24 protein-coding genes are annotated in these 17,959 nt (G+C 60.5%); 18 read left to right on the top strand and 6 right to left on the bottom strand.

Features of this window, described 5'->3' with window-relative positions:
* Positions 1-27 precede the first annotated feature (27 nt).
* From PFLCHA0_RS10225 to PFLCHA0_RS10180, 11 genes are all read left to right on the top strand, one after another.
* Entirely contained in the window at positions 28-501 is a 474-nt protein-coding gene (locus tag PFLCHA0_RS10225; RefSeq protein ID WP_015634840.1) for a YmfL family putative regulatory protein, read from the top strand.
* Positions 498-788, top strand: coding sequence for an Ogr/Delta-like zinc finger protein (locus PFLCHA0_RS10220; protein WP_015634839.1), 291 nt, complete (start codon positions 498-500; stop codon positions 786-788). Before PFLCHA0_RS10225 ends, PFLCHA0_RS10220 begins: the two co-directional genes overlap by 4 nt.
* Positions 785-1,156, top strand: a complete 372-nt coding sequence (locus PFLCHA0_RS10215; RefSeq protein ID WP_015634838.1) for a hypothetical protein — start codon at positions 785-787, stop codon at positions 1,154-1,156. Before PFLCHA0_RS10220 ends, PFLCHA0_RS10215 begins: the two co-directional genes overlap by 4 nt.
* A gap of 76 nt (positions 1,157-1,232) precedes the next feature.
* A complete protein-coding gene (locus PFLCHA0_RS10210) occupies positions 1,233-1,466 on the top strand; it encodes a hypothetical protein (protein ID WP_015634837.1) in 234 nt (77 codons plus the stop codon).
* Positions 1,467-1,526: 60 nt separating this feature from the next.
* The gene (locus PFLCHA0_RS10205) at positions 1,527-4,337 is read left to right on the top strand and encodes a toprim domain-containing protein (protein WP_015634836.1); all 2,811 of its coding nucleotides are present in this window, start codon (positions 1,527-1,529) and stop codon (positions 4,335-4,337) included.
* A gap of 54 nt (positions 4,338-4,391) precedes the next feature.
* Positions 4,392-4,520: a hypothetical protein gene (locus tag PFLCHA0_RS32065; RefSeq protein WP_015634835.1), complete on the top strand. Its 129-nt coding sequence runs from the start codon at positions 4,392-4,394 to the stop codon at positions 4,518-4,520.
* Between the two features lie 51 nt (positions 4,521-4,571).
* Positions 4,572-4,868, top strand: coding sequence for a hypothetical protein (locus tag PFLCHA0_RS10200; protein WP_041752069.1), 297 nt, complete (start codon positions 4,572-4,574; stop codon positions 4,866-4,868).
* A gap of 69 nt (positions 4,869-4,937) precedes the next feature.
* A complete protein-coding gene (locus PFLCHA0_RS10195) occupies positions 4,938-5,402 on the top strand; it encodes a hypothetical protein (RefSeq protein WP_015634833.1) in 465 nt (154 codons plus the stop codon).
* Complete coding sequence (locus tag PFLCHA0_RS10190; protein ID WP_041752068.1) at positions 5,399-5,650, top strand: hypothetical protein; 252 nt, start codon at positions 5,399-5,401, stop codon at positions 5,648-5,650. Before PFLCHA0_RS10195 ends, PFLCHA0_RS10190 begins: the two co-directional genes overlap by 4 nt.
* Positions 5,651-5,664: 14 nt before the next feature.
* Positions 5,665-6,291: a hypothetical protein gene (locus PFLCHA0_RS10185; protein WP_015634832.1), complete on the top strand. Its 627-nt coding sequence runs from the start codon at positions 5,665-5,667 to the stop codon at positions 6,289-6,291.
* On the top strand, positions 6,288-6,563 hold the full coding sequence (locus tag PFLCHA0_RS10180) for a pyocin activator PrtN family protein (RefSeq protein ID WP_015634831.1): 276 nt from the start codon (positions 6,288-6,290) through the stop codon (positions 6,561-6,563). Before PFLCHA0_RS10185 ends, PFLCHA0_RS10180 begins: the two co-directional genes overlap by 4 nt.
* Here the strand turns inward: PFLCHA0_RS10180 and PFLCHA0_RS10175 are convergent.
* Positions 6,538-7,689: a site-specific integrase gene (locus tag PFLCHA0_RS10175; RefSeq protein ID WP_015634830.1), complete on the bottom strand. Its 1,152-nt coding sequence runs from the start codon at positions 7,687-7,689 to the stop codon at positions 6,538-6,540. The two genes, PFLCHA0_RS10180 and PFLCHA0_RS10175, sit on opposite strands and share 26 nt — an antisense overlap.
* 103 nt (positions 7,690-7,792) lie before the next feature.
* Here PFLCHA0_RS10175 and dusA point away from each other — a divergent pair, with 103 nt between their 5' ends.
* On the top strand, positions 7,793-8,803 hold the full coding sequence (gene dusA, locus PFLCHA0_RS10170) for a tRNA dihydrouridine(20/20a) synthase DusA (RefSeq protein ID WP_015634829.1): 1,011 nt from the start codon (positions 7,793-7,795) through the stop codon (positions 8,801-8,803).
* Between the two features lie 177 nt (positions 8,804-8,980).
* Positions 8,981-9,907, top strand: a complete 927-nt coding sequence (gene tal / locus PFLCHA0_RS10165) for a transaldolase (protein WP_011060293.1) — start codon at positions 8,981-8,983, stop codon at positions 9,905-9,907.
* Between the two features lie 73 nt (positions 9,908-9,980).
* Here the strand turns inward: tal and rssC are convergent, their stop codons facing one another.
* The gene (gene rssC, locus PFLCHA0_RS10160) at positions 9,981-10,463 is read right to left on the bottom strand and encodes an anti-sigma factor antagonist RssC (RefSeq protein ID WP_003218919.1); all 483 of its coding nucleotides are present in this window, start codon (positions 10,461-10,463) and stop codon (positions 9,981-9,983) included.
* Positions 10,460-11,644, bottom strand: a complete 1,185-nt coding sequence (gene rssB, locus PFLCHA0_RS10155; RefSeq protein WP_026020041.1) for a two-component system response regulator RssB — start codon at positions 11,642-11,644, stop codon at positions 10,460-10,462. The genes rssC and rssB overlap by 4 nt, the downstream gene beginning before the upstream one ends.
* A gap of 276 nt (positions 11,645-11,920) precedes the next feature.
* On the opposite strand from rssB, the gene PFLCHA0_RS10150 reads away from it, so the two are divergent.
* Entirely contained in the window at positions 11,921-12,220 is a 300-nt protein-coding gene (locus PFLCHA0_RS10150) for a PilZ domain-containing protein (RefSeq protein WP_011060291.1), read from the top strand.
* A 65-nt stretch (positions 12,221-12,285) separates the two neighbouring features.
* Here the strand turns inward: PFLCHA0_RS10150 and PFLCHA0_RS10145 are convergent, their stop codons facing one another.
* The gene (locus PFLCHA0_RS10145) at positions 12,286-12,972 is read right to left on the bottom strand and encodes an MlaA family lipoprotein (protein ID WP_011060290.1); all 687 of its coding nucleotides are present in this window, start codon (positions 12,970-12,972) and stop codon (positions 12,286-12,288) included.
* A 204-nt stretch (positions 12,973-13,176) separates the two neighbouring features.
* On the opposite strand from PFLCHA0_RS10145, the gene PFLCHA0_RS10140 reads away from it, so the two are divergent.
* Positions 13,177-13,797 carry a hypothetical protein gene (locus tag PFLCHA0_RS10140; RefSeq protein ID WP_015634827.1) on the top strand — a complete coding sequence of 207 codons (621 nt, stop codon included), beginning with the start codon at positions 13,177-13,179 and terminating at the stop codon, positions 13,795-13,797.
* Positions 13,798-13,919: 122 nt separating this feature from the next.
* A complete protein-coding gene (locus PFLCHA0_RS10135; protein ID WP_011060288.1) occupies positions 13,920-14,183 on the top strand; it encodes a DUF4404 family protein in 264 nt (87 codons plus the stop codon).
* A 60-nt stretch (positions 14,184-14,243) separates the two neighbouring features.
* Here the strand turns inward: PFLCHA0_RS10135 and queF are convergent, their stop codons facing one another.
* The gene (gene queF, locus PFLCHA0_RS10130; protein ID WP_015634826.1) at positions 14,244-15,074 is read right to left on the bottom strand and encodes an NADPH-dependent 7-cyano-7-deazaguanine reductase QueF; all 831 of its coding nucleotides are present in this window, start codon (positions 15,072-15,074) and stop codon (positions 14,244-14,246) included.
* Positions 15,075-15,142: 68 nt separating this feature from the next.
* The gene (gene copI, locus PFLCHA0_RS10125; protein WP_019093682.1) at positions 15,143-15,694 is read right to left on the bottom strand and encodes a copper-resistant cuproprotein CopI; all 552 of its coding nucleotides are present in this window, start codon (positions 15,692-15,694) and stop codon (positions 15,143-15,145) included.
* A 157-nt stretch (positions 15,695-15,851) separates the two neighbouring features.
* Between copI and PFLCHA0_RS10120 the strand changes: the two genes are divergently transcribed.
* Entirely contained in the window at positions 15,852-16,532 is a 681-nt protein-coding gene (locus PFLCHA0_RS10120) for a heavy metal response regulator transcription factor (RefSeq protein ID WP_015634824.1), read from the top strand.
* On the top strand, positions 16,532-17,893 hold the full coding sequence (locus PFLCHA0_RS10115; RefSeq protein WP_015634823.1) for a heavy metal sensor histidine kinase: 1,362 nt from the start codon (positions 16,532-16,534) through the stop codon (positions 17,891-17,893). The genes PFLCHA0_RS10120 and PFLCHA0_RS10115 overlap by 1 nt, the downstream gene beginning before the upstream one ends.
* Positions 17,894-17,959: the final 66 nt, after the last annotated feature.

Raw genomic sequence — 17,959 nt, 5'->3', positions numbered from 1 at the left:
CCGTTGGCTCAGGGAGAAAACCAGAAGATGAAACGCCCGGTTCTAGTAACCAAACGGCAGGTAATGAGCGCGGTGATCTGCGATTACCCAGGTGGTCGTGAGTGTGCAGCCGCACGTCTCGGCTACGAACTTAAGAAATTCGACAACCACGTTTACGAGAACGCCGGAAGCCGACCGCTCAGCGATGAACAGATCCACCTGCTGGAACAGGACTCCCGCACTACTCATTTACCCGAGTACATCGCCAGCCTCTACGGTGGAATGTTTGTGCCCCTGGCCAACCCCGAAACCCTGGACAACGTCGATCTCTACAGCCGCTCGGTGAATGCCGCCGCCAAACGCGGCTATGTCGACCAGATCATCGCCAAAGCCCTGAACGACGGCGTTATAGAACCTGGAGAAGCGGAGGCCATCCTCGCCGCACATCACCGCTACATGTCGGCACGACATTCTGAGGTGCTGGCCACGATCCTACTGCACAGCAAGGAGCGCCAGCATTGAGCACCTACAAACTGGTCTGCCCGCACTGCCTCAGCCGCATGCGCATTCGCACCAGCGAGGGCACCCACATTTTCTTGCGGGTGGCCTACCTGCAGTGCACCAACGAGGCCTGTGGTTGGTCAGTACGCGCTGAATTCGAGATGACCCACGAGATGAGCCCCAGCGGCATGGCTAACCCATCCGTGCGCCTTCCGGTCGCCGACATCGCCTTACGCCGTGCGGCAATGAAGACCGCCAACGATCAACCCGATCTGCTCGACCAAATGGAAATGGAGTGTGCGCCATGAATCACGAACACCTGCCCCATGACTACCACAGCAGCATGCAACGTGCGGCGTTTGCCTATCTGCAACGACATGAAGCGCAGTACCTGGTGGATTCCGACAGGCTCTACGACAACTGCGTCCGACACCTAACGACCGCCCTGGAAGTGCCGGTATTCATGGCTGAACAGCTGGTGCACAACGCCTGGACCGACCTGCAGGTGATCCAGCAGCGTAAATGGATTGGTATCGATTGGGGCTCCAGTCCTGGCTGCAAGGTCGTGCATCTGATCGATACCCGGGCCGATCTGCGCTACCCAGTCCCGGCAAGGCTTCTGCCACAGACTCTGCTCACCCAGCGCGACTCTGCTCTCAAGCCGCACCCTCGATAACACCCTTTTAAAACATCCCGCCCTGCCCCGTTTCCTGTGGGTTTGGGTGAGCTTTGCCCGAAATCTGAGGTGGATCATGGAAATCGACATCGCCATCACCGCAAAACTGCCTCGCGAACAGGCCGAAGCCCTGCTTCAAACGCTCCGGGCTGACTACAGCGCCCAGTTCAACGAGCACTGGTATGACGACCGCTTTCGCATGATCCCCGAAGGCCTGCGGCACGGCTCGCTACTCGCGGCCTTCCCTGTGATGGCCGCACAGAAACGCCTGATCGGCGCCCTTAAACACAGTCTCGGCGAAGGGAAGTAACCCGATGATCCTGCAAGACCAATTTCCTCCCGTGGAGCCGCTGCTGTGAACCGCAAGTCCATGCAAAAGCCGATGGAACACCAGATCCGCGCTGATGTTATCCAGCGCCTGGAGGCCGACTTCGGCCTCCAGCACATGGCTGGCACGAAGTACATGCGCAAGGGCACCTGCCCTCAGTGCAATCAGCGACGCCTCTTCTCCCGCCACGACGAGCCCTGGTTCATCCGCTGTGGCAGGGAGCAAAACTGCAAGTACATGGCGCCCACTAAGGAGCTGTACCCCGATCTGTTCGACAACTGGAGCAAGCGCGCTCCGGCTACCGATGACAACCCTACGGCCAGCGCCAAAGCCTATCTCACCTTCTCCCGCGGCTTCCGGCTGGAACTCATCACAGGATGGTTCACCCAAGACAACTACTTCGACGGGGAGCTGAACATCGGCTCCGCGACGGTGCGCTTCCCCCTGGATCACGGCGGCTACTGGGAGCGGCTGATTGATCAGCCCTCGCGCTTCGGCAAAAAGAAGGCCCGCTTTCAGCCAGGGCAAAGCTACAAGGGCTACTGGTGGTGTCCGCCTTGTCTGGATCTGCTACAGGTCAACGAACTGTGGATTGTCGAGGGAGTCTTCGACGCCATTGCACTGATTCACAACGGCATATCAGCAGTGTCGGCACTTTCCTCCAATGCTTTTCCTGAAGAGTCGCTGAAGGCATTGATCGCCGCCCGAGCAGGCAAGCCGCCCAAGCTTATCTGGGCGTTGGACAACGAGCCGGGGGCGCATAAATACACCCGGACCTGGGTCAAGCGTGCTCGCGAGCTGGGATTCATTTGCGAGGCGGCGCAGATCCCACAACCCGACGCTCGCAAGGTCGACTGGAACGATCTGCACCAGCGCTGGGCCTTCATGGAGGATGAAGTTGAACGGGCACACCGGATCGACAAGGACCTCACCGAAGCACGCCACCATGGCGCCCTGCTGATCGCTGAAAGCGCCACCGACAAGGCGTTGCTCATGTACCAGTGGCGCGAGCGGGAGGAGTTTCATTTCTGCTTCGACTCCCGCCTGTACTGGTGGAAGTTGGACCTTGCCAAGTTCAACAGCGCCAAGCAGGCCCTGGAGAAAAGCGACGACCAGGACGCCCAAGTCCTCAACGAGCGGCAACTGCGAGAGAAAGCGTTGAACGTTGCTGGCTGCGTCGTCGAAATCGCCAACTGCTACCCCAAGGCTCTGTATTTCCAGCGCAACGAAATTACGGACGAATCCTGGTACTTCTTCCGGGTCGACTTCCCCCACGACGGCGGCTCAGTGAAGAACACCTTCACCGGTGGCCAGGTCGCCGCTGCCAGCGAGTTCAAGAAGCGCCTGCTTGGCATGGCCGCAGGGGCCGTATTCACCGGCAGCGGCCAGCAGTTGGACAAGATCATGAAGGACCAGCTGTACGCCATCAAAACCGTGCAGACCATCGATTACGTCGGCTATAGCAAGGAATACGGCTGCTACGTCTTCAACGATATAGCCGTTCGTGAGGGCCAGCTCATCAGCATCAACGAGGAGGAGTTCTTCGAGATGGGCAAGCTCAAGCTGAAGTCGCTGCAGAAGGGTGTGAAGATCGGCCTGACCAAAGATGACAAGCACTACGATCCGCGCTGGCTGGGCCTACTCTGGCAGTGCTTCGGCACCCAGGGCATCGTGGCCCTGGCCTTCTGGTTTGGCTCCCTGTTCGCCGAACAGATCCGTAGCCGCTACCAGTCCTTTCCGTTCCTGGAAGCTACAGGCGAAGCGGGCGCCGGCAAGACCACCTTGCTCACCCTGCTGTGGAAGTTGCTGGGCCGTGAGGGCTATGAAGGCTTCGACCCGTCCAAATCCACCAAGGCCGGCCGAAGCCGTCTGATGGGCCAGGTTTCGGGTATGCCTATCGTTCTGCTGGAGTCAGACCGTAGCGGTGACGACAAGGCACACGCCAAAACCTTTGAATGGGACGAGCTCAAGGACTACTACGGCGGCGGCACCCTGGCGACCAAAGGCGTAAAGACAGCCGGCAACGAGACCTACGAGCCCCCGTTCCGCGGCACCATCGCAATCAGCCAGAACGCCCCCGTGGTGGCTTCTGAAGCGATCATGACCAGGATCGTCAAACTGCACTTTGTCCGCCCCAACGTAACGCCAGAAAGCCGCGCAGCGGCCGACCTGCTCAACTCCCTGGAAGGCTCGACCCTGAGCAACTTTCTGCTCCAGGCCGTACGCAAAGAGCAGGACATCATGGACCTGTTCGGCCAGCGCCTGCCGGGATACGAGGCCAAGCTGCGAACTCTTCATTCCCACTGTTTCGCTTGCGCCACGCCGTTCCACGACGAGGGAAGCGCCTGTAAGCACTGTGGCAACAACCTGCGCGGCTATATCCGGGTCGAGCGTATCAACAAAAACCACGCCCAGTTGCTCGCCCTCCTGGACTGCTTGCAGACCGTTGTGAAACTCAGCGATCAGCAAATCAGCGGCACCCGCGCCCTGATCATCAGCATGGCCCTCGAGCGCCAAGCCTCGATCAGTTCCGACCATCCGGTGGTGACCGAATTCTGGGAGGTCTACGAGTACCTCGAAGGCCTGGACGCCGATGGGCCAGTGGTCAATCACAGCAAGAATGAAAACGTGATCGCCATCAACCTCAACGACTTCGTGAAGGTCGCGGCCGAGCATCGCCAAAAAATCGCAGACATCAGCGAACTGCGGGATCGCTTGAAAGACTCCCGGTCCCGGAAGCTGCTCCACCCAAACAAATCGACTGACAGCGCTGTTCGTGCCTACCAGGCCCGGACCAGCAACGCCGTAATAGCCAAGCAACCCATCATGAAGTGCTGGCACTTCCAAGCCTGATCTACCCAACCCGCCAGGCGCTGCAACGCTTCGGCACCCCAAAGGAGAAGCACCATGCAAGACGATAACGAACCGACCTTGAGTGACAACGCGATCACCTTGACCTGCAGCGCCGCGGCGCTGGCTGTCCTGATCGTCCTGGGCAACCTCGCACCGGACGCACTGCTGGCCATCGTCCGCTAACCCAACCGCCCAGGTGCTGCAACGCCTGGGCAACCCCAAAGGAGAAGCACCATGCATATCAAGGTCATCAAAGGCGCCAGGGAAACGGGAAAGACCCGCCAAATAAGGCAGATCGAGGAGCAGCGAAACGCGCAAGGAAAGCCCACCAGCATCATCCACGCGGATGCATACGCCCAAGAGGGCCTACTTTCGATCATGGAAGTAAGGATTGAGCGCGGAGAACGCACATTGCTCGTGGATGACTGCACCCGCCAGCAAATCGACGAAGTATTGAAGTGGCAGACAGCTCACGACGAGAACGATGGCTTGAAGGACCTGGAAATTTTCCTGGTTCGCATCGCCGGCTGAATTGTTCCGAAAGAGTGGTGCCGAGGGGCTGCAACCCCTCGACACCGACCACCCCAAAGGAGAAGCACCATGCAAGTGAATCAACCCCAAGGCGGCACCGCAGAGGCTACCACACCGCGCTACGACACCATCGTCATCTGTCGATCCACTGGTCAAACCATCCCGCAGGAAGTCGAGGGCGGTGAAGTAGTCGCCTGGAGCCTTGGTCACGGCCTGGCAGCCATGGATGCCCTGGAGGAGTTCGTCGATGACCTGGCGGCCGGTAATTGTCGCCAGCCTGCGCACCTCACCCAGGGCGCCGCCGACGCACTTAATCTAATGCGTCGCCGGCGTGCCATTGGCTGGGAGGCTGACGAACCTACCAAACAGCCGCCCGCAGACTGGCGGGCAGCCGTAGCTCTCGCAGAAGCGACAGCCCGTAGGGTGTTCGGCGAAAACAACGACGACGCAATGCAGGCCATCGACTACATGGCAGGACTGCTGCTGGCGTGTGAACCGGAAGCACACAGCGTCGCGCAGCAGGAGGTCCTATGAACGTATTCCTTTTGCTGTACCTGTGCACCAGTGCCGCCCGCACGGATTGTCAGGTGATCCCGGTTCAACGCTGGATTGGGCCTGACTCATATCAGCAGTGCGGAATTACTGCCCGACAACTCACAGCCGACCTCACTGAAAAAAACCGCAAGCGAAACTACTTCGTTTGCGACATCCAGCCAGCCGGCGACATCGATGCTGCTCAGCAGATCCAGCCGCTGCTCACCCGCCAGTCATTTCAACTTTGAACAGGAGGCCCACAATGTCTGACCTTTTCTACTTACAGGACAGCCGCAACAACGTCGGCAGCCGCGCCATGTTCTGGAAGTCCGGCGGCGGGTACACCTCGAACCTGGACGAGGCCGAGCAATTCACTATCGAGCGCGCGGTGAAGCAGTTCGAGAGCCGCGACACCGACCTGCCCTGGCCCGCAGCGTATGTTCGGGCACGGGCGGAAATCGGAGTTGACTGCCAGTACCTGACCCGGTCTGAAGCCGAGGCCTACCGTAACGATGACGGCCGTGTGTATGTGGCCTACGCATGCACATGGGACGGGAACGACCTCGTCTGGCTCGGCGGGAAAGGGCCAACCGCTGACCTGGAACAGGCGATTCACCCGGGGGCATCAGATGCTGTCGGGTATCGGTCGAAGGAATTTGAGCTATGGCCATGCGGCTACATAGTTGAGCGTTCGCGCCCCGTCGTTCGGGCCTCGCTGCTCGATCACAAACAGGCGCTCCGGGCTGCTGGCCTGCGGTTGCCCAAGATCAAGGTCCAGCGTACAAGGAAATACAGCAACCTCACCAACTGCGACGGCTGCGGCCGCTTCCTCAGCGAGCGTCAGCGATTCGACGACTGCCCGAACTGCGGTGCGAGGAATGCACCATGAACACAGCCTTTATTCTGATGGCCCAATACGACGGCCAGGCGATTATCTCGCTGGAACTGGTGTGCCGGGATTACTTCACGCATCTAACGCCGGAAGTGTTCCAGCGCAAGGTGATGAATGGTCAGATCAAACTGCCCATTACCCGCATGGAACCGAGCCAGAAGTCGGCCAAGGGCATCCACCTCACCGACCTGGCCGCCTACTTAGATCTACAGCGCGCGGCCGCGGTTAAAGAGCACAACCAGCTCAACGGGTTAAAACCCGCCTACTGAGCCACTTCATTGACGCGGCGCCCAGTTGTACGGGCGCCCTCAACATCTTCTCGTGCCATTCCCATCCCACGTAACGATCACCCTTCCCGCGCAGGTGGGTGTAGCGCCTCATCGAGTTCCAATCCCTATGCCCTGAAACGCTCGCCACACGCGGAATATCCCAGTCCATTTCGAACAGACGGCTGATGCCTTCGTGGCGAAGGTCATGGAAGTGCAGATCTGCGATGTTCAAAAACTTGCAGGCTTTCGTCCAGGAAGTGGAGATAGATTCAGGGCTGTAGGGGAATATGTCGTCGCCGGCCTTTGGCATCGTCTGGAGAATCTGCCACGCCTCGTCCGGCAGGTAGCACCAGACATCGTTGCCGATCTTCTGACCGGGGTTCTTCATGTCGCGCACCAGCACTCGCTGACCATGCTCGTCGACGTCGGCCCAGCGAATACGGGTTATTTCATCCAGCCGGCGCGTAGAGAACAGGGCAAAGCCCACGACTTTCAGCATATTGATGACAGTTGGGCGCCTCGCCTGCATGTCTTGGTAGTGCGTCAGCACCCTTCCCAACTCGTCCAAAGTCAGCCGGCGGTCGCGCTCACGGCTTTTCAGGTTGTAACCCAGCTTGCGCAGTACACGCCGGGCTCCGCCCATGGCGAGCGGGTCCACTTGGTAGCCCCACGCATCCTTGGCAATCGCTAGAACAGCACCGAGGTGCGCCAGGTCATTGCCGGCGGTTTGTGGCTGAACCCCGCCACCTTCCTTGCTCATCCGCCAAAGCGCGAAATCGACCAAGCACTGAGTATTGATGTCCGTGTCGGTCAGCTCGCCGAGGTACGTCTCACCAATGGCATTGAGTGTCGCGCGCTTGGTCTTACCCAACGGCCGGGCTTTCTCGACCTCTACCAGGTAGCGTTCGGTCATTTCTTTGAGCGTCGCGCCCTTGCGGCTCGCGCGCTCGATCGCGCCAGGTTCATCGAGCTCCGACTCGCGCTTACGCGCCCAGGCCTGAGCGGCCTGTTTTCGGGCGAAGGTCTGGCTCTCTTGGTAAACTTGCACTCCGTCGCGCTTGATGCGGATCTGAGCCGTGTAGCTCACGCTCCCATCTGCCAGTTTTCTTGCCCTGATAGTCGCCATATCGAAAGTGGTACGCGTCAGTTTTTAAGTGGTACATCGTACCACCGAGCCTTAAAAAACGCCTGAAAACGCCCGAAAACACGTCTTAAACACGTAGAGCAAAATGGTCCAGAATTCAGCTATAGCCCCAGTAAACTCAAGCCCTACGCTGTCCCGGCGGTTTAGCGTTGCACCTATGATGGATTGGACGGATCGTCACTGCCGATTCTTCCTGCGCCTACTGTCCAAGCACACCTTGCTCTACACCGAAATGGTCACCACGGGTGCGCTGCTCAATGGTGATCACGAGCGCTTCCTGCGCTACCACCCGTCCGAGCACCCTCTGGCGTTGCAACTGGGGGGCAGCACGCCGGCGGATCTCGCGGCGTGCGCGCGCATGGCCCAGGAGCATGGCTACGATGAGGTCAACCTCAACGTCGGTTGCCCCAGCGACCGGGTGCAGAACAACATGATCGGTGCCTGCCTGATGGGCCATCCGGCGCTGGTGGCCGATTGCGTGAAAGCCATGCGCGATGCGGTGTCGATTCCCGTGACGGTCAAGCATCGGATCGGTATCAACGGTCGCGATAGTTATGCCGAGCTATGCGATTTCGTCGGCCAGGTCATGGAAGCCGGATGCAGCAGCTTTACCGTGCACGCACGAATCGCCATTCTCGAAGGCCTCTCGCCCAAGGAGAACCGGGACATTCCCCCGCTGCGCTACGACGTGGCGGCGCAATTGAAGGCGGATTTCCCACAGTTGGAAATCATCCTCAACGGTGGGATCAAGACCCTCGAGGCCTGTCATGAACATCTGCAGACTTTCGATGGGGTGATGCTGGGCCGTGAGGCCTATCACAACCCCTATCTGCTGGCCGAGGTAGACCAGCAGCTGTTTGGCAGCACTGAGCCGGTGATTTCCCGGGCCGAGGCGCTGGCCCGGTTGCGCCCCTATATTGCCGAGCACCTGGCTGCCGGGGGCGCCATGCACCACATCACGCGCCATGTCCTAGGGCTGGGCACGGGCTTCCCCGGTGCTCGCAAGTTCCGCCAGCTGTTGTCGGTGGATATCCACAAGACCCAGGATCCGCTGGCCCTGCTGGATCAGGCCGGGCAGTTGCTGGAAGGACGTTAAGCGTCGGCCGGGTTGAACCTGGCCGGGCTTTTGGCATCGTATCTACTGGACAGTGCCCCAGCATTCAAACGACTGTTTTCAGGTCACGGACTTTGGGGCCGTAGTTAGCATTCCGCGCCCTTGAGCGCCTGACAGCGCTCGGGTAATGTCGTCAGACCCATAGGACAGAGCACGCTCATGACTTCCAAGCTGGAACAACTGAAGAAAATCACCACCGTAGTGGCCGATACCGGTGACTTCGACGCCATCGCCCGGGTCAAGCCGGTGGATGCCACCACCAACCCTTCGCTGCTGCTCAAGGCTGCGGCCATCCCGGGTTATGCCGATCTGCTGAATGCCTGCGTCAACGACTGCAAAGGCGATGTCGGCCTGGCCAGCGACCGTTTCGGCGTGGCTGTCGGCCAGGAGATTCTCAAGGTCATTCCGGGCCGTATTTCCACTGAGGTGGATGCCCGCCTGTCGTTCGATACCGAAGCCATGCTCAAGCGCGCCCATCGGCTGATCGAGCTGTATGACAAGGCCGGCATCGGCCGTGATCGGGTGCTGATCAAGATCGCCTCTACCTGGGAAGGCATACGCGCCGCCGAAAAGCTGGAGCGCGAAGGCATCCAGACCAACCTCACCCTGCTGTTTTCCTTCGCCCAGGCCGTGGCCTGCGCCGAAGCCGGGGTGTTTCTGATTTCGCCATTCGTAGGGCGGATCTACGACTGGTACAAGAAGGCTACCGGCAACGACTATCAGGGCGCTGACGATCCGGGCGTGCAGTCGGTTACCCGCATCTACAACTACTACAAGGCCAATGACTACAAGACCGTGGTCATGGGGGCAAGCTTCCGCAACCTCAACCAGATCGAGCAACTGGCCGGCTGCGATCGCCTGACCATCAGCCCGGATCTGATTGAGAAGCTGGCCGCCGACACCGGCAAGCTGGAACGCAAGCTGAGCCCGGGCAAGACCGGTGAAGCTCGCCAGAGCCTGAACGAAGCACAGTTCCGCTGGGCTTCCAACGAAGACGCCATGGCCACCGAAAAGCTGGCTGAAGGCATCCGCCAGTTCGCCCGTGACCAGGAAAAGCTCGAAGCCCTGCTGGCTGCCAAGCTCTGATCGCTTCGCGTCAACGCAAAAAGGGCGAACCCTCACAAGTTCGCCCTTTTTTGTGCGCTCGCGTTTCAGTCGATCAGTGACGCTCCAGGGCATTCACCAGATCGTGAAAGGCTTCACGGTTGGAGTCATTAAGGCCCATGAGTATCTTGTGCGCCTCCAGGACCTTGACCCGTACCACTTCTTCCGACTGGTCCTGGGACGGCAGGTCGGTCAGGCATTCCGGACAGGGAATCGGGCGATCGACGATGTTGAACACTTGATCGAAGCCCATGGACTGCAACAGCCTGGTAATGTCTTCGTGGGTGGTGACGACGGTGGGCAACAGACCGACTTTCTGCCGCGACAGGATCGAGAGCTTGGCCAGCAGGCCCAGGGTGGTGCTGTCGATGCTGCGGGTTTCTGTCAGATCGATCACGATCGCCGAAAAATTCAGCGCGGTGAAAATCCGCTCAATAGTCGCATCCAGCGCCGAACACAGGGTCAGGCGCACTTCACCGACGAACTTCAGGACGAAGGTGCCATCCTGCTCGGCGAACTGGATTCTACCGGTACTCATTGAAGGTTCCTGCTCAACACTAACAGGGCGATATCATCCGGCATCTCCCCTAGCGTGGCCAATCCAAAAACTTGCCGCAAGCCATCCAGGCTGCCGCCCGCTGCCCTCACCCGTTCGGGCAAGGCTGCTTCTTTCTCTTTGAGTGTAGGCTCGGGCAAAAGGTCCAGGATACCATCGGACATCAGCGTCAGGCTGAACACCGGCGGCAGCTCCAGAATGTGGTCTTCGTAGGTGGCCTCGTTGAACAGGCCCACCGGCAAACCACGCCCTTCCAGATAACGCACACTGTCGGGGGTGTACAACACCGGCAACGGCAAGTGCCCGCCAATGCTATAGGTCAACAAGCCAGTCTCCTCGTCGATGACTCCACCGACCATCGTGACGTGTTTGCCCAGCTTACAACTGATCAGGCCACGGTTGATATGGCCTAGCACTTCCGAAGGCTTGAACTCCGGCAAGGTGCCATTGCGCTTGGACTCGAACAGCAAACGGGTGGTCATGAACTTCAACAGCACGGTGACAAAGGCCGACGACGCACCATGACCGGAAACATCCGCCAGGTAGAAGGCCACCCGGCGCTCGTCGACACGGAAATAGTCGACAAAATCACCCGACAGGTACAACGACGGGATGATCTGGTGGGCAAAGTTGAATTCGTCAATCGACCAGGGGCTGGTCGGCAGCATGTTCATCTGCACCTGTCGACCGGCGTTCTGGTCTTCCTGGAGCAGATTGAGGCTGGCTTCGAGCTCGCGGTTCGCGGCTTCAAGCTTCTCTCTGTAACGCTGGTTTTCCAGCAACAGGCGAGCACGATCCAGGGCGCGGCGCACCGAGTGCTCGAGCACAGCCAGATCTTCCAGCGGCTTGATCAGGTAGTCCGCCGCGCCTAGGCGCAGGGCTTCAACCGCATCGTTCATGACGCCCGCACCCGAAACCACGATCACCGGGGTTTGCGGGGACAGTTCGGTCACTTGACGGATAAGCTCGAGACCGCCCATCTGCGGCATGCGCAGATCGCAGATCACCAGATCGGGGTTGTCGCGCTCGAATACCTGAAGACCCTGCTGGCCGTTAGCGGCCTGCAGTACGCTGAAGCCACTGTCTTCCAAATAGGCCGCGAGGCTCGCGCGCACTACTTCGTCGTCATCGATTATCAGCAGCGTGGCACTGGTTTTTTGCATGTGGGCAAACGGCGCCAGAATTAGGTTGGCGTAGGTGCTCTGGCCTGGGGCCTGAGGCACGCTACTGGATTCGCTTTCTAGCCACTCTGCAAGCCCGGCCAGGACCTTGAGCCCTGCACGCCCGACCATCAGAGGTGCCCTTCTAAGGCGCAGACGGTACTCCCATCCGCGGGGCGTTTCAAGCTCATGCCGATGGTCGCCTGACGTCTTTACACCGCAAATCACCGGGAGTTATAAAAACCGCTAAAACCGCAACTCAATCGCAGGATGGAACCCATGAACCAAAACCAGCGTGACTACAGCGAAAAGCGCGATTACATCCGCATGCGGGTGGATGCAGAGGTCACGCTGATCCATCAGGGGCAGGTGATCGAAGCGGTCTGCATCGATCTTTCCAGCAGCGGCATGCAGGTTCAGGCACCACGTTCGTTCCAGGTCGGCGATCAGTTGAGTGTACGTATCGACTCAGAGCACGCAGCCCTCAGGGGGCTGGAAGCAGAGACAGAAGTGGTATGGGTCAACCCACAAGAAGGTGGCGGCCAGAAACTTGGACTTACAATCCTTAAAATGAAGTAAAGATTCCAACCCATGAAAAAGGCGGCCATCAGGCCGCCTTTTCAGTTTGTGCAGGACAGTCGAGCTTAGAAGTCGTCTTCGACCTTGCCGTCCTTGATCTTGAATTCGCGATTCTGCAGGTAGGCATTGCGAATGAAGGTGTATTTGTCACCGCGAATCAGCTTGTCCGCCGAGAGCAGGCTGGCACGGGTATCGACGACATCCACACCCATGGTGATGTTGCGCGCGGGGATGTCATTCATGTAGCGGTAGGGTTCGGTGTAGCTGTCGACATACTTGGCCGGCGCATCACGCAGGGTGCTTGGCCCCAGCAACGGCAGCATCACGTAGGGACCGCTGCCCACGCCCCAATGACCGAGGGTCTGGCCGAAGTCTTCGTCATTGCGCTGCAGGCCCATCTTGGTACCGACATCAAAGAAGCCCGCCAGGCCCAGGGTGGTGTTCATCAACAGTCGCGCAGTGTCGACACCGGCAGCACCAGGTTTGGCCTGGAGGATGTCATTGGCGAGGTTGCCGACATCACCGATGTTGCGAAACATGTTGTGGATGCCATCTTCCAGAAACTGCGGAGTGACGGCCTGATAGCCCTGTGCCAGAGGCTTCAGGGCATAAGTATCCAGCGTATCGTTGAAGGTGAAGATGGGACGGTTGATGCTTTCCCATGGATCATCTTCGGCCGCCTGGGCAACCAGGGGAGCCAGCGTCACACCGGCACTCATACATAGTGGAACTAGATAACGGCTCCAGCGCATAGCAGGAAACTCCTTCGATTGTTCTCTCGTGGGGCTATGCCCTGAGGATAAGTTCAGGAGTATAAAGCGGATATGCCGGTTTAGGCAGCATCACCGCAAACCGTCTTCAGTCAGGGTTCAGCCAACCTTGCTGCCATTCACCGTACTGTCACCTGCATGTCATGTTCTGCCGCTAGCCTCCAAGGGTATTTCAAGGACGCTGACATGCCCCACGCCGACGCCTCAGTGCAACCCGCCCGCCCATTGACTGCCGTACTCTTCGGCCTCAGTGGCTGCCTGGTGGATTTCGGCGCGCGGATGCGCCAGCAAGCCACGGACAAACCTGATCCGGAGCAAGCCCAAGCCACACCTGGCGCACTGGATACGCTGCGGCGCCTGCATCAGCAAGGCATCCCCTGCGCCTGGCTGGAGCAGCTGCTCCCCGCCAGTAGCCGCCAATTGGCTGCCGTCCTGCCGGACTGGATCACGCCGGCACCTCACTCCCCCGCCCCCTGGCCTGCACCCGATGCCTGCTGGCAGGCGCTGATGGCGCTCAACGTCAAAGGCATCGACGGCTGTGTCCTGGTCAGCGGCGAACCCCAACTGCTGCAGTCGGGCCTCAATGCCGGCCTCTGGACCATCGGCCTGGCCTCTTGCGGCTCCCTGTGCGGCATGACCCCCAGCGAATGGCAGGCCCTGAGCCAGCAAGAACGGGAATTCAAGCGTGGCAAGGCCACGGTGCAGCTCTTCGGCCTGGGGGTGCATTCGGTCATCGACCATCTGGGGGAGTTGAACACCTGCCTGGCGGACATCGAACTGCGCCGGCTCAAGGGTGAAAAACCCTGACATAAGCCTGTTGATCAGGATCATGCACAGCGCCTGGGAGTGGATTACTCTAAGCCGTGGGCATGGACCTTTGACTCGACAGCGCGGTCCATCCCTGTGCCTATCAATAAAGGGAGAACGCCATGCCTGCCCGCGAACTGCAAGAACAACTCGACACCCTGCGCGAGCAATTGGAACAGAACCCACCGCTTTCCGAAGCCGAGCGCAACAATCTGCAAGAGCTGATGCAGCAGATCGAACTGCAACTCAAACTGGAGACCGGCACCCAGGACGCCAGCCTCGCCGACGGCGTCAACCTGGCCGTGGAACGCTTCGAACTGGAGCACCCGGCGATTGCCGGAACCCTGCGCAATATCGTCCAGACCCTGGGCAACATCGGCATCTGAGCACCCCCCGGTAGCCAACCCCACAAAGCAAAGCCCCGCTCTAGGAGCGGGGCTTTGCTTTTACTGGCGTACCAACCGGTGATTGGCGAAATCCGCGGTTTCGGTACTGCGGTAAGGGTTGATATCCAGCCCACCGCGGCGCACATAACGCGCATACACGGTGAGTCTCTCCGGCTTGAGCAAGCGTTGCAGGTCGAGAAAGATCCGCTCCACGCACTGTTCGTGAAAGTCCGAGTGCTGGCGGAAGCTCACCAGATAGGCCAGCAGGCTGGCGTGATCCAGAGCCGCGCCCCGGTATTGCACCACCACGCTGCCCCAGTCCGGCTGGCTGGTTACCGGGCAGTTGGACTTGAGCAGATGACTGTGCACGCTCTCCTCCACCACGCGCGAAGCATCGCAGCGCAGCAGTTCGGGGCGCGGGTGCTCATAGCTGTCGACACTGATATCCAGATCATCGATACACACCCCAGGCAGCGCCACCACGCCTTCGGCCTCGACCTCCTGCAGGCTGCGGATCCGCACGCCTACCGGCTTGCCGGCAGCAGCCGACAGATCAGTGCGCAAGGTGGCCTCAAGGGTCGACCGATCATCGAACGGCGTCTGGTTCAGCGAATTGAGGTACAGCTTGAACGACTTGGATTCGATGATGTTCGGCGAATCGGCGGGAATGCTGAACTCACCGATAGCCACTACCGGCTTGCCCGACGGCAGCAGCCAGGACAACTCGAAGCAGTTCCAGTAGTCCACGCCCTTATAAGGAAGGGTATCGGCACTCAAGCCCAGCTCGGCCCATTTTGCCGCCCGGGGAATCGGGAACAGCAAGGACGGGGTGTAAGTGGAGACGTATTCACTGGACTTGCCCAGCGGCGAATGTTCGGCTGCGGGATGCATGGCGGAAACCTGACTGAAGAATCAGCGGATTCTATCAGCCTTTGCTCCCGCCTTTGAGCCCCGGATGCCTATGGGGTGACCGTCAGCTTGCCCACCATCCCGGCCTGGTAGTGCCCTGGAATGTTGCAGGCGAACTCCAGGTTGCCGCTCTTGCTGAAGGTCCAGGTCAGTTCGGCCTGCTTGCCCGGCTCCACCAGCACGCTGTTGGGATCGTCATGCTGCATGCCATGGTCCATGCCTGCCATTGAGCCGTGGCCCATGGCTCCATGATCCATCGCCTTCATGCCGGTCGGGGTGAGCATGCCGCTCTGCTGCATCTTGAGCATTTCCTGCTGGTGCTCGGCATGCATGGCCGCGTTGCCCAGATTGAACTCGTGCAGCAACTGCCCCTTGTTGATCAGCACGAATCGCACCGTCTCGCCGGCCTTGATCTCCAGGGCCTTGGGATTGAACGACATGTCCCCCATCACCACCTCGACACTGCGAGTGGCCTTGGCCGCAGGCGCCGGCTGGCCAAAATCGTAAGAGCCGGCCGGCGAGGCCCAGAGCGGTGCGCTCAACAGCATCAGGCAGCCCCCCAGGATCGACCGGCTTCGCCACAACAGGTTTTGCATACTCATCATCAGACTCCAACAAGATCGGGATTCAGCCTGTGGCACACTCTAGAGCCCTGCCGCTGCCAGCCAGCTGACATGCAGATTACAACTTTGTCAGCTTGCACTGCCCTGGCCTGCTGCACGGTATAAAGCCCGGGTTCCAACCGCCACGAGTCCCACCATGAAACTGCTGATCGTCGAAGACCAACCCAAAACCGGCCACTACCTGCGCCAGGGCCTGAGCGAGGCCGGCTTCAACGCCGAACTGGTGGCCGACGGCAGCACCGGCCAGCACCTGGCCCTGACCGGCGACTACGCTCTGCTGATTCTCGACGTGATGCTGCCGGGTCGCGACGGCTGGCAGATCCTCCAGGCGGTGCGCAGCGCCGGGCTGGAAGTGCCGGTACTGTTCCTCACCGCCCGGGATGCCGTGCAAGACCGGGTGCACGGCCTGGAACTGGGGGCCGACGACTACCTGGTCAAGCCTTTTGCCTTCTCCGAACTGCTGGCCCGGGTCCGCAGCCTGCTGCGCCGGGGCAGCGCCGTGGCCCAGGAAACCAGCCTGCAACTGGCAGACCTGCGCCTGGACCTGATCCGCCGCCGGGTAGAACGCGGCAGCCAGCGCATCGACCTGACCGCCAAGGAATTCGCCCTGCTGGAAATGCTCCTGCGGCGCCAGGGCGAAGTCCTGCCCAAGTCGCTGATTGCCTCCCAGGTCTGGGACATGAATTTCGACAGCGATACCAACGTCATCGAAGTAGCCATCCGCCGCCTGCGCCTGAAGATCGACGACGATTTCCCGAACAAACTGATCCATACCGTACGCGGCATGGGCTACGTGCTCGAAGAGCGCCAGGCCTGATGCGCCGCCTGTCCCTGAGCGGGCGCCTGGCGCTGCTGTTCGCCGCCTGCACCGCAGTGGTCTCATTGTTGGCGGGGGTGTTGTTCAGCCGCGCCAGCGAAGCCCATTTCATCGAACTGGATCAGCAACTGCTGGACGGCAAGCTGCTGGCCCTGCGCAGCGCCTTGCAGGATGTCAACGAGGCCGGTGACTTCTCCCCGAGCCAGGCCAGGCTGCAGGACGAACTGAGCCACCAGCCGGACCTGCAGCTACGAGTCGGCGACGTCAATGGCCAGCTCTGGTTCGACAGCGCCCCCGGCCTGCCCGCCTCTCTGCCTGGCGGTGCCGGCTTGCGCAGCCTGGAGCAGGCCGGCACCGCCTACCGTCTCTACACAGCAGCGCTGAATCCCGGCCAGGCGGCCTCGCCGCAATTGACCCTGATCCTCGACATCACCCATCACCAGCACTTTCTGCAGCGCATGCAACACCTGATCTGGCTCACCGTGGGCCTCTCGGCCCTGGCCACTGCCCTGCTCGGCGCCTGGGCCGCCCGCAGTGGCCTGCGCCCGTTGCGGCGCATGGGCGCGGTGGCCGCCGGGGTCTCCGCCAGTTCCCTGACCCAGCGCCTGCCCCAGGAACAGATGCCCGCCGAGCTGGCGGAACTGGCCAGCAGCTTCAACGCCATGCTGGGCCGTCTTGAAGAGTCGTTTCAGCGCCTCTCGGCATTTTCCGCCGACATCGCCCACGAACTGCGCACCCCTTTGTCGAACCTGCTGACCCACACCCAGGTCACCCTGACCCGCCCCCGGCCGCTGGAGGACTATCGCGAAGCCCTGCACAGCAACCTGGAGGAGCTGCAATGGATGGCGCAACTGGTCAACGACATGCTGTACCTGGCCAAGGCCGACCACGGCTTGCTTACACCCAGGCGCGAAGCGCTGGAGCTGGCCCAGGAAACCGACATGCTGCTGGAGTTCTATGGCCCCCTGGCCGAAGACGCACAGATCGAACTGACCCGTGAAGGCCAGGCCGGCTTTGCGGGGGACCGCAGCATGCTGCGCCGGGCGTTGTCCAACCTGCTGGACAATGCCCTGCGCTTCACTCCGGCCGGGGGCGCGGTCAAGGTGCGCCTCAACGAAAGTGCCGAGCACCTGAGCCTGAGCATCGAGAATACCGGCGAAGGGATCGCCAAGGATGTACTGCCGCGCCTGTTCGACCGTTTCTACCGGGCCGACCCGGCACGGCGCGAAGGCAGCAGTGAACATGCGGGGTTGGGGCTGGCGATCACTCAGTCGATCATTCGTGCCCACGGCGGGCAGATCCGATGCGAATCGGCGGCGGGCTGGACCCGTTTCGTGATCGAGTTGCCAAGGCAGGATTGAGGGACTGTTCGCCGGCCAGCCGGCTCCTGCACCAATCGGACAGGAGCCGGCGGCCGGCGAAGGCGG

Origin of the sequence: Pseudomonas protegens CHA0, assembly GCF_000397205.1 — a bacterium.
GTDB classification, from domain to species: domain Bacteria; phylum Pseudomonadota; class Gammaproteobacteria; order Pseudomonadales; family Pseudomonadaceae; genus Aquipseudomonas; species Aquipseudomonas protegens.
Note: the sequence above shows the minus strand (reverse complement) of the source record. Positions and strands in the feature narration are given on the sequence as shown.

Excerpts from the sequence above, each read along its gene's own strand:
- PFLCHA0_RS10225 (WP_015634840.1), top strand. The coding sequence starts at position 28 with ATGAAACGCCCGGTTCTAGTAACCAAACGGCAGGTAATGAGCGCGGTG.
- PFLCHA0_RS10215 (WP_015634838.1), top strand. The coding sequence starts at position 785 with ATGAATCACGAACACCTGCCCCATGACTACCACAGCAGCATGCAACGT.
- PFLCHA0_RS10210 (WP_015634837.1), top strand. The coding sequence starts at position 1,233 with ATGGAAATCGACATCGCCATCACCGCAAAACTGCCTCGCGAACAGGCC.
- PFLCHA0_RS10205 (WP_015634836.1), top strand. The coding sequence starts at position 1,527 with ATGCAAAAGCCGATGGAACACCAGATCCGCGCTGATGTTATCCAGCGC.
- PFLCHA0_RS32065 (WP_015634835.1), top strand. The coding sequence starts at position 4,392 with ATGCAAGACGATAACGAACCGACCTTGAGTGACAACGCGATCACCTTG.
- PFLCHA0_RS10200 (WP_041752069.1), top strand. The coding sequence starts at position 4,572 with ATGCATATCAAGGTCATCAAAGGCGCCAGGGAAACGGGAAAGACCCGC.
- PFLCHA0_RS10195 (WP_015634833.1), top strand. The coding sequence starts at position 4,938 with ATGCAAGTGAATCAACCCCAAGGCGGCACCGCAGAGGCTACCACACCG.
- PFLCHA0_RS10190 (WP_041752068.1), top strand. The coding sequence starts at position 5,399 with ATGAACGTATTCCTTTTGCTGTACCTGTGCACCAGTGCCGCCCGCACG.
- PFLCHA0_RS10185 (WP_015634832.1), top strand. The coding sequence starts at position 5,665 with ATGTCTGACCTTTTCTACTTACAGGACAGCCGCAACAACGTCGGCAGC.
- PFLCHA0_RS10180 (WP_015634831.1), top strand. The coding sequence starts at position 6,288 with ATGAACACAGCCTTTATTCTGATGGCCCAATACGACGGCCAGGCGATT.
- PFLCHA0_RS10175 (WP_015634830.1), bottom strand. The coding sequence starts at position 7,689 with ATGGCGACTATCAGGGCAAGAAAACTGGCAGATGGGAGCGTGAGCTAC.
- dusA (WP_015634829.1), top strand. The coding sequence starts at position 7,793 with ATGGTCCAGAATTCAGCTATAGCCCCAGTAAACTCAAGCCCTACGCTG.
- tal (WP_011060293.1), top strand. The coding sequence starts at position 8,981 with ATGACTTCCAAGCTGGAACAACTGAAGAAAATCACCACCGTAGTGGCC.
- rssC (WP_003218919.1), bottom strand. The coding sequence starts at position 10,463 with ATGAGTACCGGTAGAATCCAGTTCGCCGAGCAGGATGGCACCTTCGTC.
- rssB (WP_026020041.1), bottom strand. The coding sequence starts at position 11,644 with ATGCAAAAAACCAGTGCCACGCTGCTGATAATCGATGACGACGAAGTA.
- PFLCHA0_RS10150 (WP_011060291.1), top strand. The coding sequence starts at position 11,921 with ATGAACCAAAACCAGCGTGACTACAGCGAAAAGCGCGATTACATCCGC.
- PFLCHA0_RS10145 (WP_011060290.1), bottom strand. The coding sequence starts at position 12,972 with ATGCGCTGGAGCCGTTATCTAGTTCCACTATGTATGAGTGCCGGTGTG.
- PFLCHA0_RS10140 (WP_015634827.1), top strand. The coding sequence starts at position 13,177 with ATGCCCCACGCCGACGCCTCAGTGCAACCCGCCCGCCCATTGACTGCC.
- PFLCHA0_RS10135 (WP_011060288.1), top strand. The coding sequence starts at position 13,920 with ATGCCTGCCCGCGAACTGCAAGAACAACTCGACACCCTGCGCGAGCAA.
- queF (WP_015634826.1), bottom strand. The coding sequence starts at position 15,074 with ATGCATCCCGCAGCCGAACATTCGCCGCTGGGCAAGTCCAGTGAATAC.
- copI (WP_019093682.1), bottom strand. The coding sequence starts at position 15,694 with ATGAGTATGCAAAACCTGTTGTGGCGAAGCCGGTCGATCCTGGGGGGC.
- PFLCHA0_RS10120 (WP_015634824.1), top strand. The coding sequence starts at position 15,852 with ATGAAACTGCTGATCGTCGAAGACCAACCCAAAACCGGCCACTACCTG.
- PFLCHA0_RS10115 (WP_015634823.1), top strand. The coding sequence starts at position 16,532 with ATGCGCCGCCTGTCCCTGAGCGGGCGCCTGGCGCTGCTGTTCGCCGCC.